The organism is Methanobrevibacter gottschalkii DSM 11977 (assembly GCF_003814835.1).
GTDB classification, from domain to species: Archaea; Methanobacteriota; Methanobacteria; order Methanobacteriales; family Methanobacteriaceae; genus Methanocatella; species Methanocatella gottschalkii.
Genome location: NZ_RKRG01000001.1, coordinates 284,668 through 300,024 on the forward strand (window position 1 = coordinate 284,668; position 15,357 = coordinate 300,024).

19 protein-coding genes and 1 tRNA gene are annotated in these 15,357 nt (G+C 30.0%); 3 read left to right on the forward strand and 17 right to left on the reverse strand.

What is annotated here, in order from left to right; all coding sequences use genetic code 11:
- Positions 1–3 precede the first annotated feature (3 nt).
- From EDC42_RS01475 to cfbD, 7 genes are all read right to left on the reverse strand, one after another.
- Entirely contained in the window at positions 4–393 is a 390-nt protein-coding gene (locus tag EDC42_RS01475) for a DUF126 domain-containing protein (protein WP_069575580.1), read from the reverse strand.
- 9 nt (positions 394–402) lie between these two features.
- A complete protein-coding gene (gene truD, locus EDC42_RS01480) occupies positions 403–1,659 on the reverse strand; it encodes a tRNA pseudouridine(13) synthase TruD (RefSeq protein ID WP_069575579.1) in 1,257 nt (418 codons plus the stop codon).
- 21 nt (positions 1,660–1,680) lie between these two features.
- Positions 1,681–1,754 (reverse strand) — tRNA-Arg (locus EDC42_RS01485).
- Between the two features lie 50 nt (positions 1,755–1,804).
- Positions 1,805–2,242: a hypothetical protein gene (locus EDC42_RS01490; protein WP_069575578.1), complete on the reverse strand. Its 438-nt coding sequence runs from the start codon at positions 2,240–2,242 to the stop codon at positions 1,805–1,807.
- Positions 2,243–2,293: 51 nt separating this feature from the next.
- Positions 2,294–3,658 carry an AIR synthase-related protein gene (locus EDC42_RS01495; RefSeq protein WP_069575577.1) on the reverse strand — a complete coding sequence of 455 codons (1,365 nt, stop codon included), beginning with the start codon at positions 3,656–3,658 and terminating at the stop codon, positions 2,294–2,296.
- A gap of 2 nt (positions 3,659–3,660) precedes the next feature.
- Positions 3,661–4,257: an imidazole glycerol phosphate synthase subunit HisH gene (gene hisH / locus EDC42_RS01500; protein ID WP_069575576.1), complete on the reverse strand. Its 597-nt coding sequence runs from the start codon at positions 4,255–4,257 to the stop codon at positions 3,661–3,663.
- Positions 4,254–5,327, reverse strand: a complete 1,074-nt coding sequence (gene cfbD, locus EDC42_RS01505; protein WP_069575575.1) for a Ni-sirohydrochlorin a,c-diamide reductive cyclase catalytic subunit — start codon at positions 5,325–5,327, stop codon at positions 4,254–4,256. The genes hisH and cfbD overlap by 4 nt, the downstream gene beginning before the upstream one ends.
- An 84-nt stretch (positions 5,328–5,411) precedes the next feature.
- Between cfbD and EDC42_RS01510 the strand changes: the two genes are divergently transcribed.
- A complete protein-coding gene (locus tag EDC42_RS01510) occupies positions 5,412–5,813 on the forward strand; it encodes a C-GCAxxG-C-C family protein (RefSeq protein ID WP_233144913.1) in 402 nt (133 codons plus the stop codon).
- A 142-nt stretch (positions 5,814–5,955) separates the two neighbouring features.
- Here EDC42_RS01510 and EDC42_RS09390 read toward each other — a convergent pair whose 3' ends face one another.
- From EDC42_RS09390 to EDC42_RS01545, 8 genes are all read right to left on the reverse strand, one after another.
- Positions 5,956–6,093, reverse strand: a complete 138-nt coding sequence (locus EDC42_RS09390; protein WP_158005596.1) for a hypothetical protein — start codon at positions 6,091–6,093, stop codon at positions 5,956–5,958.
- 91 nt (positions 6,094–6,184) lie between these two features.
- Positions 6,185–6,670: a methyltransferase family protein gene (locus EDC42_RS01515; protein WP_069575574.1), complete on the reverse strand. Its 486-nt coding sequence runs from the start codon at positions 6,668–6,670 to the stop codon at positions 6,185–6,187.
- Between the two features lie 158 nt (positions 6,671–6,828).
- Complete coding sequence (locus tag EDC42_RS01520; protein WP_069575573.1) at positions 6,829–7,734, reverse strand: SPFH domain-containing protein; 906 nt, start codon at positions 7,732–7,734, stop codon at positions 6,829–6,831.
- Positions 7,735–7,746: 12 nt separating this feature from the next.
- Positions 7,747–8,154, reverse strand: a complete 408-nt coding sequence (locus EDC42_RS01525) for an NfeD family protein (RefSeq protein ID WP_069575572.1) — start codon at positions 8,152–8,154, stop codon at positions 7,747–7,749.
- A 207-nt stretch (positions 8,155–8,361) separates the two neighbouring features.
- Positions 8,362–8,577, reverse strand: coding sequence for a hypothetical protein (locus tag EDC42_RS01530; protein ID WP_069575571.1), 216 nt, complete (start codon positions 8,575–8,577; stop codon positions 8,362–8,364).
- Entirely contained in the window at positions 8,553–8,684 is a 132-nt protein-coding gene (locus EDC42_RS01535; RefSeq protein ID WP_233144918.1) for a DUF2085 domain-containing protein, read from the reverse strand. Before EDC42_RS01535 ends, EDC42_RS01530 begins: the two co-directional genes overlap by 25 nt.
- A 191-nt stretch (positions 8,685–8,875) precedes the next feature.
- The gene (locus EDC42_RS01540) at positions 8,876–9,190 is read right to left on the reverse strand and encodes a TIGR04076 family protein (protein ID WP_069575569.1); all 315 of its coding nucleotides are present in this window, start codon (positions 9,188–9,190) and stop codon (positions 8,876–8,878) included.
- A gap of 249 nt (positions 9,191–9,439) precedes the next feature.
- On the reverse strand, positions 9,440–10,630 hold the full coding sequence (locus tag EDC42_RS01545; protein WP_069575568.1) for a redox-regulated ATPase YchF: 1,191 nt from the start codon (positions 10,628–10,630) through the stop codon (positions 9,440–9,442).
- A gap of 80 nt (positions 10,631–10,710) precedes the next feature.
- Here EDC42_RS01545 and EDC42_RS01550 point away from each other — a divergent pair, with 80 nt between their 5' ends.
- Both EDC42_RS01550 and EDC42_RS01555 read left to right on the forward strand, forming a co-directional pair.
- Positions 10,711–11,580 (forward strand): metallophosphoesterase, encoded by an 870-nt coding sequence (locus tag EDC42_RS01550; RefSeq protein ID WP_069575567.1) that lies wholly within the window; start codon positions 10,711–10,713, stop codon positions 11,578–11,580.
- Positions 11,577–13,697, forward strand: a complete 2,121-nt coding sequence (locus EDC42_RS01555) for a phage holin family protein (protein WP_069575566.1) — start codon at positions 11,577–11,579, stop codon at positions 13,695–13,697. Before EDC42_RS01550 ends, EDC42_RS01555 begins: the two co-directional genes overlap by 4 nt.
- On the opposite strand, the gene EDC42_RS01560 is transcribed toward EDC42_RS01555, so the two are convergent.
- Together EDC42_RS01560 and EDC42_RS01565 are read right to left on the reverse strand one after the other, a co-directional pair.
- Positions 13,686–14,537, reverse strand: a complete 852-nt coding sequence (locus tag EDC42_RS01560) for an SIR2 family NAD-dependent protein deacylase (RefSeq protein WP_069575565.1) — start codon at positions 14,535–14,537, stop codon at positions 13,686–13,688. The two genes, EDC42_RS01555 and EDC42_RS01560, sit on opposite strands and share 12 nt — an antisense overlap.
- A gap of 1 nt (position 14,538) precedes the next feature.
- The gene (locus tag EDC42_RS01565) at positions 14,539–15,327 is read right to left on the reverse strand and encodes a protein-ADP-ribose hydrolase (protein ID WP_198923038.1); all 789 of its coding nucleotides are present in this window, start codon (positions 15,325–15,327) and stop codon (positions 14,539–14,541) included.
- Positions 15,328–15,357 lie beyond the last annotated feature (30 nt).

The following is a 15,357-nucleotide window of genomic DNA, read 5'->3' on the forward strand; positions in this document are numbered from 1 at the left end:
CCCTTATAAAATTTCAATTGTTCCATTATCCCCATCAACTTCAACTAAAGTCCCATTTGTTAAGTCTTTAGTTTGAGCTGGTGAGTCAACCATTGGAATATCGGACATGATAGCTCCTGTTGCAATAATTGGTTCTGCATTAAGACAGATTATGGCATTTGGAGCAGTATTATTTTTCATCATTTGGAAAATAACATAAGAACCAACAGTAGAACCCTTTCCACCAGGAATAAATAAAACTTTATCTTTAATGCATTCTCCTTTTAATTCATGAGTAGGATCAATTACAATACCAGTTTCAGGATCAACACCACCAAGAAAACTAATTGGTTCAGATGAGACTATTAATTCACCTTTTCCTTTTCCTTTTGCAATATTTCTACATGTAATCATATTAATCACTTAAATAACATCTTTTTTCATTATTTCTCTTAAAACAGCAGTAGCATAAGAGCCTTTATCAATTGAGAATTCACATAAAACCCCCTCATCAGTTGCAGTAGCTGAAGCATCCCATACTTTGAATCTCATTGATCTTCTAAGACCATGACTTCCTAAGCGTGGCATTTTTGGAACTTCAAAATTGGCTTTTGTAATATTATAATTTGTTAAAATATCTTCTTCCATTTTTCCAACAGCATCTTCTGCAAAAGGAACCTTTGTACCATACAAGGGACAAGTTGGACTTGCTTGGAAATTATCAATTAATTCTTGAAATTCTTCAGGAGTTTTATCTCGAACAATATGTTCTTCTGTGTCAATTATAATATCTCCTTCAATATATTTGTTAATTCCCATCTCTACTCTTTTACTTACAGCTTCATTAAATAAATAAGATTGGTAAGCATGGACAAACATTCTTTGAAGTGGTTTTGGAAGTGCATGCAATGCATTCATATAATCTTTATCAGTTAATTCTCCTTTTTTAGATGCCTTGACTAATTCTTTTAGCATCATTTTTTCATAACGCATCCCCTTACCCATTAAATTAAATGCCTCTTCAAGATTTCCATCATCATATGCTTGTCTTGCTTTTTGGTTTTTCTCAGATTCATCCTCTTGAGGATTACCAATATAAACTCCAACAGCTTTTTCAAGGTCATTTTCAACCAATGCTTCCCCAACTAAATGAGTAATTGTTCTTGGTTTCCCGAATCTTTGCCAACCAAAGTAATTTGGAACACCAGTATGCTGAAGTTCATCTAAAACTTCGTTTGCAACATCAGCACTTTTTTCAATATCCTTCAAATCTTTAACTAGAATTCTGAATTTGTTTCCTCGAAGTTGACCCATTCTAAGTTTTTTACGACCACGAACGGTTTTTAAAAAATCAGTTTTGTAAATATCTAAAGCTTCGACTTGCTTAAACTGTTCTTCAGAATCCATATTTGCAATGCAAATCCATTGACGAGTGATAGCTTTTTTATCTTTCATTCCTGCAAAGCCCATTCTTTTTCTTGAGATATGCAAATCACGAGCAATATCTAAAACAACATCCAATGTAGTTCTTCCTAATTTTTCAATCCATACATAAACATTGGGCCCTTCACCATCGGGAATAATTTCAGGAATTTCTTCTACGTAAAAATCTTCATATTGGTTTCTAATTGTTCCCCCAATACCTTCTTGAGCTGTAACATAAGTATTAGCATTTAACATAATAATCACGGAAAAATATAATGCCCTGGCCGGGATTTGAACCCGGGGAATGGGATCCGCAGTCCCATGTGTTATCCAAACTACACCACCAGGGCCAATAAAATAAGATAACATATAATTTTATGATTTTAATAGTATTTAATGATTACCATACAGATAAAGTATAAGAATAGTCATCATAATTACGTGTAGCAACTGAAACCATATTACTTTTTGAATAATCACCTGATGAGTCCAATATTTTTTCTTTTAAAATTTTATTCTCAGTAAATCTATAATTTGTAAGATTTAAACTTTTAAATTTATTTTTACAAATTTTTGAAACTAAATTAATAGATTCTTTTGAATTTTTATTATCTTTTAAGATTTTAGATATCTCACCAATAAATGTCCTATCTGTAAAATTCACTTTTCCGCTTAGAATTTCCATGACATCTTGAGCAGTTCTGAATTCACATGAATCATAAGAATAATCTGGACTTGGAATGGAAATTGCAGTATTTACAACTAAAAATACTATTGAAACAAGAATTACAGCAAGAATAGCATCAATGATATAAAAATATCCTTTTTCATCTAACATGAATAAAAATAGAATTTCAAAATATTAAAAAAATAGTGAAGTGTGCAAATATTAATTTGCACGAATGTGATTGATCACTTTTTCTTTTTTAGCAATAGCTGCATCAGAAGCTCTTTGAACTTTTTCTTTCATTTCTTCAAAGTCCTCAGGAGTTGTTTCACCAACTAATTTTTTAATTTTGGTATAAGCAGCTTCTCTGAATAACGGAACAAGTTTTTCTTCAGAAGAGTCTTCTTTAATTAATATTGGTTCTCCAGAAGTATTAACTTCACCGATTTCAGATATTGAAACATCATATTTTCCAACCACTTTTTTAATATCTCCAACGATTTCAGGAGGTGCAATCAACATTAGTGAATCAGTTGAAACTCCCAATGGGTCAATATTTAATGTTTCAAGCATGTTTAATACATTTGGAGCAACCATTTGTCTGATTTCTTTTTCATAAAATTCTAAACCAACACCAGTTGTATTAGATATTTCATGAGCATCTCCCCTAAGACCACCATTTGTTACATCAGTCATTGCATGAATGTCTTTTACAAGATCTGCTTCAAATAATGCATGGGATGCTTGAACAAAGTTTACATTCATTGTATCCCACACAACATCAAAGAAACCATTATATAAAGCTGTTGTTGTTATTGTTCCTCCACCTGAGCCTTCTGTTAAAAGAATTACATCACCGTCAGTTGCTCCTTTTCTTGCTGTTGGAGGATGATTTGAAACACCAACACTTCCAACAGCAGAAACAAACCTATCACCCAAAACCATGTCTCCACCAACACGCAATGTACTTCCAGCTACAATTGGAACATCAACAAGTTCAGATACAGCAGCAACACCAGCAGTAAAGTCAAATATTTTAGCAACATCACCATCATCTGCCAAATGAACATCACTTAAAATTGCAACGGGATCAGCACCCATTACACAAACATCCCTAAGGGTTGCTCTGGTTACATGAAAACCACCTAAAAATGGATATTCGCTTAAACGTGAATGAATTCCATCTACTGCAGTTGTAATATAAACATCATCATTGTTTGCTTTTGCTTTAACAACACCACCATCATCTTGTTCGGACGGATTTATAAGTGATGCTGTATTTGTTGATGCGACAATTTCTGCAATTTTTCTGTGAACAAAGAAATCCCCAGCTCCGCGAGAACCTACTCCCATTTCACCCATTAAAACATCGGCTTTGTTAACATTAGCTATTTCTTTTAAAAATTCATCACCACACTCTTGTAATTTAAGAGTTGTTGAAACTTCATCAATTACCGCTTTTGCCATTTCAACAGAGTTTTTTTCAGAAATTTTTTTATATTCCCTGATTCTTACAGCTAAAAGCTCTGTTAAATCATTATAATCATAATCATCAATTCTTGCTCTTACAAATCCTTCAATATCCATTGTTATAACTCCAAATTAGTAAAATTCTTTAAAATCTTAAGTCCTGCTATACCGCTTTTTTCAGGGTGAAATTGTGTTGAAAATAAATTATTTTGGCTTAAGCTAGCTACAATTTTCCCACCATATTCACAAACTCCTGCAATAATGCTTTCATCATCAGGGACAACATGATATGAATGAACAAAATAGAAAAATTCCCCATCTATTCCTTCTAAAATAGGTGAATTATTACATATTTTTAATTTATTCCAGCCCATATGAGGTATTTTAACATCCCCTGATAACAGTTCAACATGTCCTTTAAATAAGTCCAATCCTTTAACACCATCTGCTTCTTCACTTGAACTCATTAAAACCTGTTGGCCAAGACAAATTCCTAAAAATGGTTTATCTTCTGAAACATGTTCATGAATTACATCTCTAAATGGTTTTAAATTTTCCATTGCACTTCCAAACGCACCCACACCTGGCAAAACAAGATAATCACTATTAGCAATTACCTCTTTATCATCACTAATTTTGTATTCTGCACCTATTTTTTTAAATCCGTTTGAAATACTTTTTAAATTTCCACTTTTATAATCAATAATCGTAATCATTCATCTAACCATCCAATAGCTGATCTAATCATACCGCCAAAGTCTGAAAATACAATTTCATCAGTTCCAAGAGTTTTTGAATGAGCATCCAATTCAGCAACAACATGATTGTAACCTAAATCCCTTAAAGGTTCAACTAAACGAGGCCCATCTGTTATTGCAACAGACTCCACATCAAAGTCTTCAATTGGGAAAGCATGTGGAACACCAAATACAACAATTAAATCCAAATCCATATTTTTTAAGTATTCAGCTGCAACATCAGCAGTGATAGGATATTCATCAAGCCCCCCTGTAATAAAATCAATTTCCATCGGCAATTCTTCTTTGATATTTTTTGCATGACATCTAATTCTTTCAAGACCAGTGCTGCCATCAAGATTTGCTACAATGATAGGTTTATTATCTCTTCTAATATCTTTATAGTCAAAATTAATAATATCTGCAAACAGATATGCAGTTTCTTTTTTAGCATTATGAACAAAAGCTACTTTTTTGCCATCTTTAATAGCGCGAACTACAAGTTTAGCAACATTTTCCTTTGAATCACCAAAGTTAGGTTTAATGTATTTTCCTTGTGCCATTCCACGGGTTTTTTCAACTTCAGTTGCTTTTTCAAGCATTTCAATTTGTCTATCCGCTTCACCTTGAGGTATAACACCACATTCTACTGCTGCTTCTAAAACCATAATAGCACCAACAGTATTGTCACCTTCACCAGATCCCCCATGAGACTCAACAGGTATTACAGTGCACGGCAAATCAGCATTAGCAATAGCTTCTTTTAAATCTTCACCAATAATCATACTTGCACAAGTACCTACAACACCCATCAATTCTGGTTTAAACATGTCATAAGCTTTTTTTAAAGTTTCTTCTAACTTTTCACCAGCTCCTAAAATAAAATCGTTTTCGGCCATTGCAGTTGTTAAGACTCTTACTCCATCACTTTCTAATAACCTTCCAGTTCTAAAACAACAACCATTTGGCCCGTGCATAACAATAACATCAACATTCATGTCTCTTAAAGTATAAAGAGACGCTGCAATTGGACTTGGTCTTGGATGCATATTTTTTTCACCTAAAATAATTTAACAAATAATTATTTTAAATTCTTAATTTATATAATTATACAATTATCAATTGGAGATTAAATGATGAAACTAGATAAAAAAATTTTAGAAGAAAAAATTAGAGAGTATAGGGATTTTAAAAGTTGTTCCGAATCAACATTAATGGGGCTTTGTGAAGCTGCAGAATATCCTATGAGTAAAGCAGAAATGTGTAAAATAGCATGCGGATTTGCAGGAGGAATAGGTGGAACATTTGATGAAGGGACATGCGGTGCTGTAACTGGTGCTTTAATAGCGAATGGATTAGTATTAGATAATCCTGTTAAAATCAAAGAAAATGCAAAAGAGATTTTTAATTCTTTTAAAGAAAAATATGGAACCGTTTGTTGTGGTAAAATAACCAACAATGGAAAAGATAAATCCCCATGTGTCGACTGCTGTGTATTTATTGCAAATAAAGTTGCTGATTTATGGGATGAATAGCTTGTTGAAATGAAAATATGTAATAAACTATCAAAACATAGCCAGTTGTATGAATCATTTATTTTTCGACATTATCTTTCATTATAAATTAATTTTTTATATTTCAGTGCGAATATAAAATTAGAAAGAATTATATTATATGCTAAGACTCAACAGCAATATATAAATAACAATACACTTTTCCATCAGAAGCAAAATCTTCTGGAACAGAACTTTCATAATCAATATTGAAACTTCTTTTAATTTTTTCATTCCTTTGATTTTCCCATACTGTTCCCATGCATTTTGAGCACAAGTTGGGATATCTTCTCCTTTAATGTCATAAGTATTAATTAAATTTGAATTAAAATTATAGTCATCCTGGAGAATTATTAAAATATTTTTTTAAATGGAATGAATCGATTAACTTTCTTTGAATATTTTATGTATTCATCCCCATATCTTTCAAATAACCATTTTTCTTCTGTTTTTATTAGACTAATTGTTAAAAAAGCCCAGAATAGAAATGGTAAAAAGAATAATAATATATTTTGTGAAATTAAAATTAATCCAATTGATATGAAAAGAAAACAGGCGTATATTGGATGAGATACAAAAGAATAAACTCCAGTTGTTACTAGATTATTATTTTTAATATTCTTCATTAATTTTGAATTAAGTATTGCCAATAACCATAATACTATAGCAAAAATGATTGAAATTATTCCCAATGTAATAAGGAAGATATTTAGTTTATTTATATTATATACTGGTATAATTTTGTAAATTGAGGCTGCAATTGATAAAAAGGTTATTATAATTATTAATCCCATTAAATAAGGACCTACACCAAATAGCGGCAAATGTTTTTCATCCATATGTTAATTGTATTTTTGATAGAATATAAATTTTTTGGTATGCCTAAATTTTGTTTATTGTGATTAAACATATATTAAAATATTCTAGGTTAATGTTTCTAAAATCCAATGAGTATTTCATTAAAATAAGTACAATATTATAAAGAAGAGAATAAAAATTATTCTTTTTTATCCTCTTTAAACAGCTCAGCTATACCTGCAACTGAACTTAAAACACCGCTTGATTCAAACGGTAAAAATATTTTAGATGCTTTTCCATCAGCTATTTTTTCCAGTGATTCCAAGTATTTAATAGCTATAAGACCATCATCAGGATTTCCTTCGTGAATTGCAGCATATACCTTTTCAATTGCCATTGATTCACCTTCTGCTTCTAAAATTAAAGCTTGCTTTTTTGCTTCCGCCATTTTTTTAATAGATTCAGCTTTACCTTCTGCTTCTAAAATTGCTGCTTGTTTATCCCCTTCAGATTTTTTAATTTCTGATTGTTTATAACCTTCAGCTTCAAGAATTGATGCTCTTTTCATTCTTTCAGCTTTCATTTGTTTACTCATTGCCTCCACTATATCCTTCGGAGGTTCAATTTTTTGTATTTCAACACGAACTACTTTACTACCCCATTTATCTGTAGCTTCATCCAATACTTCACGTAATTCTGCATTAATCATTTCACGAGAAGTTAATGTTTGATCAAGTTCCAGATCCCCAATTATATTTCTTAAATTTGTTTGTGCAAGTTTTGTAATTGCTTGATAAAAGTTAACTACATTATATGTTGCATTAAATGGGTCTACAACTTCATAAAAAATTACACAATCAACAACAACCACAGTATTGTCTTTTGTAATTACTTCCTGAGGCGGAACATCTACAACCTGTTCTCTTAAATCCACCCTTTCTAAATTTTCTAAAAATGGAATTAATACAACTATCCCACTTGAAACAGTTCTATTATATTTTCCAAGTCTTTCAACAACCCCTTTTTCATATGGCCTTAAAATTTTAACATATTTCATAGCAATGTAAACTAAAAATATGACAATTATTATTATTGTTTCTATCATTTAAAACATCCTTTACTCAACTATTAATTTAATACTTTCTATTCCACATACTTTAACCGTGTCCCCAATGTCAACATTATTTTTTGCATAAGCGGACCATTCTTCACCACATACTTTTACAATAATGTTCTTATCATCAATTTTTCGAACAACTTTAGCATTTCTTCCAATCAGCCTTTCTGCAGTAGTCTTTTTATTAATTTCAGGTGTGACTTTAATTGCAAATTTTTTAGTAAACACCAATAAAATTATTGATATTACTATAAAAGCTCCAAATTGTGTGTAGAAATCAAATTTAAAATAATTTAATACAGCTGCAACTATTGAACTTATACCAAACCACACTAAAATAAAACTACCTGTAAGTATTTCCAATAAGAAGAACAGGATAGCCAATATTATCCAAATAAAAATTTCCATTTTAATCACTTGTTGATAGTTAACTATATAATTTATCAAGTATATTATACTTAATTGTTTTTAAAATCTAACCATATGAAGTTAATCATTATACTCAAAACACAAATTCTACAAATTCTACCCAGTGCAAATAAAACATCGATTAAATTAACTAAAAATAGTAAAAAATAGATTTTTAAAAAAATTTTTGTAAAATTAACAATTTATCTAAATATAAAACATAAATGAAGAAGCAGTATTTTTATCTGGTAAATCTCCACAAGCTATCATATCCATTAATATTAATCCAATACAAAAGAATATGATAATTGATAATGCTTTTTTCCAGTACTCCATTCTTTTCGGCCATCTGAAAAACTCATGATTAAATGCCTCAATTTGTAAATAAATGAAGTATTTTAAAGATTTAATAATAATACCCAAATATAACCCACCATTAAATCTGTAATAAATCTTAAATTATTATTACATTCACGAAGCCCCTTTAATTGAGTTAAACCATCAATAACTGTTGGAATTGATAATAACATCACCAATAAAATAACATGAATTGTATAATCTACAAAAAAAGAAGTAAGTATAATCAAACTAACAAGTTAAAATATAAATCCCAAACAGAATAAGAACATTTAAACTATAAATACGACTATTTAGTTTTTAAATTCTTCAAATTCATCAACAAGAAGTTTATAGGAAATAAAATTAGAATGATTTAACCTAATTAATCTGCATCTTCATCGAGTGTTTCCAAAAGAAAACTAACTGGCCTAAAACCATCATTACAGGAAATCATTGCAGATTTTTTGTTTTTCATCCACCCATCATAAAAATCACTAGCACCATTAGCTAAAGCCATTACAAAAGGAGAAAGACTTTCCCAAGCACTATCACAGAAATCATCAGGTCTTGCCCAGCCATTTGCAATGAAAACCTGACCTTCTTCAACACTACATTCATGCTCCAAAGGGTTTTCATATTCTTCAATTAAATCATCATGCCTAACTTTTCTCATGACAGTAATTTTTACTTTTTTCATAATATCTCCAAATCAATATTTTATGGTCTTTAAGACTTTTTTATAATTCCAACATTTAATTACCTAATCTAATAATTTATCATTATTAATTTGCAGAATCTCCAATACTAAGTAATCCTATTTTTTTAAATCTTAACTACTGCTAACTTTAAGACAGCAGATTTTTTAAAAATAATACTTTAAATTAATTAGAACTTAACTTTTTAGTTAATTTAACCATAAACCTATAAAAATGAAAAAAAAGAGGATTTAACCTCTTGTTACAATACTAATAATGTCCCCATCCTTTAACTCATAATCGCTAGCTACACGCATGTTTCTTCTTGCATCAACAGCATGCATGAATTTATCACCAATATCCGTGTGTACAATGTAGGCCAATTCACGAGGAGTTGCACCATTTGGAACTAAAAATCCATCTGGTAAAACATTACCTTTTTGATCTGTATATTTGTGTTCATCCTGAACCGGGTAGACAACAATCCTATCCAGTAATTCGAAAATTCCATAATTTAAAGCCTTCTGAACACCAGTACTGCCATATTTGTCTAAAATATTAGTTTGAATATATTCCAATGCTTTAAGTTGATTTGGATTTAACTTATCAGCTTGTAAAATCTCAAAATGATCATCCCCTGAAATATATGAAATTAAACCTGCTTCTGCTGCTCTTACAAGTGCAATTTCAGATTCCGCTGAAGTTGGAATTACATATGGATATTTTTCTTTAATTCTTTCAATATTAGCTGCAGAAGTTGGAAGATCTGCTTTATTTGCAATAATCATCATTGGTTTGGCAATCCTTAAGATATTTCTTGTTAATTCTATTAAATCCTTTTCTTCCCATTTATTATAATCTGGTTCAATATTCCTTTTAGCTTCAATAATGTCCTCGATAGTTATTCCAGTACCGGACAATTGATCAAACAATACTTTTGAAATATCCAAATGTTCAGCACCAACTTTTCTTATAAGTCTTACCCAATTTCTTGATAAAATTCCGTACATCCACATTACTATTTCTTCTTCTAAAAATTGAATGTCTTCTAATGGGTCATGACTTCCAGGATCGACAGGATTTCCCTCAATATCAGTTGAACCTGAAGCATCAATGACATGAATAAAAACTTTAGCTTGCATTAAATCATCTAAAAACTTGTTACCTAATCCTTTTCCTTCATGTGCTCCAGGAACTAAACCTGCAACATCTATCAATTCAATTGGAAGCAATCTTTTTCCATCAATACAAATTGAATTATGAGGATTACATGTAACTTCCAACTCCTTACATGGACAATCCTTAATTACATGAGCAACAGCTTTATTTGCATCAATTGTTGTAAATGGGTAATTTGCCATTTCTACAGTAGATGCTGTTGCTGAATTAAAAAAAGAGGATTTCCCCACATTTGGTTTTCCACAAACTGCAATTTGAAGCATAATAATCACTTAATAATTAATAACACATTAATATCTGTATTTAAAATTATAAATAGTTTCAGAATGCATATAATATTTTAATGAAAAACTATGATACTGATCGTCCTCCAGCAATGAAGATTCGACAGGGAATTCAAGATGCAATGACTTATTCACTTCCAGACAAGAAGTTTGAACCCAGTGAAATTGATTTGGTTGAAGTAGATATTAAATTAAATAATCTTGGATGGAACTTTCATAATTTTAAGATATTAAATCTAACAGACATTCATTTAGGTCAATGGATTAATCCGGAATACTTAGATGAACTTATAGATTATGTCAATATTTTAAATGTCGATTTAATTACCTTAACTGGAGATTATTTTTCATACATAACAGAAGGTTATGAAAAATCCCTAACTGACTCTTTTAAAAAATTAAAATCAAGATATGGAAAATTTGGAGTTTTAGGAAATCATGATCACTGGATGGATGCATCAAAAATTAGAGACATATTTAAATCATCAAAGATCATAGATTTAAGCAATAAAGTTTATACTCTTGAAAAAGAAGGTGAATTTTTAAATATTTGTGGTGTTGACAGCTGCACTGTTTGTGCAGATAATTTAGATGAAGTTTTAGTTAAAATTAGAGAAGATACTCCAAGTATTTTACTTGCCCATGAGCCAGATTTTGCAGAAGAATCATCTAAAACAAACAAATTTGATTTGCAAATTTCAGGACATTCACATGGCGGACAATTCATAATCCCAAAATTCGAAACAACACCATTTAGAGGTCCGAACTCAAAAAAATACCCCGTTGGCCTTTATAAAGTTAGAAATATGATACAGTATACAAGTAAAGGACTTGGAACAAATTCATTCAGAATGCGAATTAATTGTAAACCTGAAATTACAATAATTACCCTTAAAACAAATAGAAAACAAAAAATCGATGTAAAATGAATACTCATAATATCATAACTTCAACAAAAAATATAATTAATTTAATTTTACTTGTTTTACTTAATATACTAGTTATAATATTAATGTCAGATTTATATGGAGATTTTTCCATAGGACCGTGGTATAATGCATTTTTCATAGTCCTTTCAATAACCATAGCCAATACATTACTATGGCCAATTTTTAAAAGATTTTTTATGAAGTTCATGATACAAACTTTAGGCATTGGTACAATATTTATTAATGCATTAATCTTTTATATTGCTTGTTACTTTATTCCGAATGTTGATGTTGGTTTTTATGCATCTATTAAAGTTCCGTTTTTCATGTCAATTGCCACAACAGTTGTTACAAACATGACAAACACTAATTATTACAATAGACATCTTAAAAATATTGTAAAATACGCCCTTAATAAAAAAATAGATTCAAAAAGCTATCCGGGAATTATAATGCTTGAAATTGATGGATTATCAATAAATATTCTAAAAAAAGCAATTGACAATAATATAATGCCAACAATTAAAGAATGGATTGATTCAAGTACTCATAATCTAAAAGAATGGGAAACAGATTTATCTTCTCAAACCGGAGCAAGCCAGGCGGGAATATTGCATGGAAATAATGAAAATATTGTAGCTTATAGATGGGTTGAAAAAGAAAATGACAATAAGATAATTGTTTCTGGAAAATTAAGCCATGCTCCACTAATAGAAAAAAGAATAAGTAATGGGGAAGGATTGCTTGTTGATGGAATAAGCGTTAGCAATATGTTTTCAGGAGATAGTAAAAGTGCACCATTAACTTCTTCAAAATTAGGGACACTAACTAGAATTAACCATAAAACATTAAATACAGTATTTTTAGACACTTACAACTACCAAAGAATATTTACATTATTTTTATGGGACATTTTAGTTGAATTAAAATCACAAATTAAACATTTAATAAAAAATATCCAACCAAGACTTAGAAGAACAGTTGTTTATGCTGCTGTGAGAGCTGGTGCTAATGTAGTGCTTAGAGAAGTTACAACAGATATTCTGACAAGTGAAATATTAAAAGGAGAAATTGATACTGCATATGCAACATTTATGGGGTATGATGAAGTAGCCCATCACTCTGGAACACAAGATGAAGATGTGTGGCCAGTATTAAAACAAATTGATACTCAAATTCAAAGGTTAACAAATGCAATTGATATGAGCAACAGGGGCTACAAACTTGTTATTTTATCAGACCATGGCCAAAGTAATGGGGCAACATTTAAACAAAAATATGGAATAACACTCGGAAATTATGTTAGAAGATTTCTTCCAGATGATTTAAAAGTTTATAGAAATGAATTTAATATTGATCACTTTAGAGATGCAGTTTTTTCTGAAAATATAAAATTAAAAATTGTCAAAGAAAAAATAGGTGATTTTCGTGACGATATATTTGATGAAAATACATATTTTCAAAATATTAGAGATGAACTTGAAAATAAAAAACCTGCAATTATTTTTGATAATGAACAATACCAAAATTTAAGAAAAAAATATTCAAATAGTTTAGAATACATTAAAGGCCATGAAAGTATTGAACAGAGCACTAAAAAAGCAAAAGATTCTGAATTGATTGTTTTAGGTTCTGGAAACCTAGGATTAATATATTTAACAGAATGGAAACAACGCTTAACCTATGAAGAAATAGTTATGTTATTTCCTGAATTGATACCCGGCCTTGTAAAACATCCAGGAATTGGATTCATTTTAGTTCATTCAATAACCAATGGAGGCATGGTGATTGGAGAAGATGGAATATACTATTTAGATACAGATAAAATAATTGGTGAAAACCCCTTAATTAATTATGGAAAAAATGCTGCAAGACATTTAAAACGACAAAACACATTTAACAATATGCCCGACATAATGGTCAATGGTTTTTATGATGAAAAATATGATGAAGTAAATGCATTTGAAGAGTTAATTGGAAGTCATGGAGGTCTTGGAGGAGATCAAACAAAACCTTTCATTTTATATCCTTCTGAATGGGAAGATCCTGGTAAATTAATTGGAGCTTCCTCAATTTACGAATTCTTAAAAAAAGAAATTAATGAATTAAAATCTTGAAAGCCAATAATCAAATATTTCATAAATCTCTTCATCAAAACTTATTGTTCTATCTTTATTTTGATCAATTGCATCTGGATAATCCCTATTTAATCTAATTAGAGTCATATTTTTATTATTATATGTCATTTGTTCAAATGGATATCTAATAATTGTTGGAGTGTTAAATCCAACTCCCAATTCTAAAAGTACAATGTTTTTATCTTCATCAATTCTGGATAAAAAATTCTGATAATTACTGGCCATTTCATGCCATTTTTTATCTTCAATGAAGAATTGGTCTTTTCTTAGGTTAAGATCCATATTCCCTCCACAAACCGGACACTTAGGAACCAGATTAGACGGAATTCTGCAACCTTCTATTTTTCCTAAAGATTCATAAACAAAATCCTCGTTTGAATATAATTTATCATGGCATCCTTTTTCACATTGCATTGAACCATAATCCCCTTGAGTTGCGAATATTCTTTTATCCTCAAAGTCATTAATCCAAAATTGATGTTCAACATTTGTTGTTAATACAAAATAGTCTTTATCTTTAACTAAATTAAATAATTTTTTATATAACTCTGTTTTTCCAACAGAATATCTATTTACATAAACATGACGACACCAATAAGCCCATTTTTCCTCTTGAGTTTTAAATGGATAAAACCCTGCTGAATACATGTCCTTCATATCATATTTTTCAATGAAATCCTTGAAATTATCTTCAAATCTTTTTCCAGAATATAATATTCCAGCAGCTGCTGAAAATCCAGCTCCTGCACCAATAATAATATAATCTGCATTATCAATAGCTTCTTTGGATTTATTTAATCTTTGTTTGAAATTATCCATCTTAATCACCGAATAACTCTTTTTTATAAATCAAATAATCCGAATCTGTAAACACATTAAAAATTACATGCTTTAATGATGTTTCATTTGATTTTAAATATTCATCAACAGTTCCAATTGCAATTTTTGAAGCAAGTTCATGTGGAAAATTAAATACTCCAGTTGAAATACAACAGAATGCAATTGAGTCAAGATTATTGTAATCTGCAACTTCCAAACAGGATTTATAACAATTAGCTAATGATTCACAATCATAATTAGATGGTTTAAAGCCTTGTGGAATAGTAGGACCAACTGTATGAATTACATATTTAGAAGGTAAGTTATAAGCACCAGTGATTTTAGCTTTTCCAACTTCTTCATCCTTACCCTGAATTTTCATTATCGTGTTACATTCATCCCTTAATTGAATACCTGCTGCTGAGTGAATAACATTATCAATGCAATTATGTAATGGAACAAAACATCCAAGTAACTTTGAATTAGCAGCATTAACAATTGCATCCACTTTCAAAGTTGAAATATCACCCTGCCACAGCATTAATTTGCCCTTAACTTCAGCAATATCATCAACAGAAGTTAAATATTTATTAAAAGTTTCAGCAGTTAAAAAATCATCTTGGACATTTAAAAATTCCGAAGATACTTCATTAGGCATCCTAATATTCATTAATGCACGAAGCAAATTTCTTTTTTCAATAAAATTAGGCGGAACCTCAATTAATTCATCTCTTTCATTTATTAAGTAATTAATTAAAAAATCTAATTGCTCTTCAGTGTTTATTTTAATCGCCTCACATAAACATTACTTGTTAATATT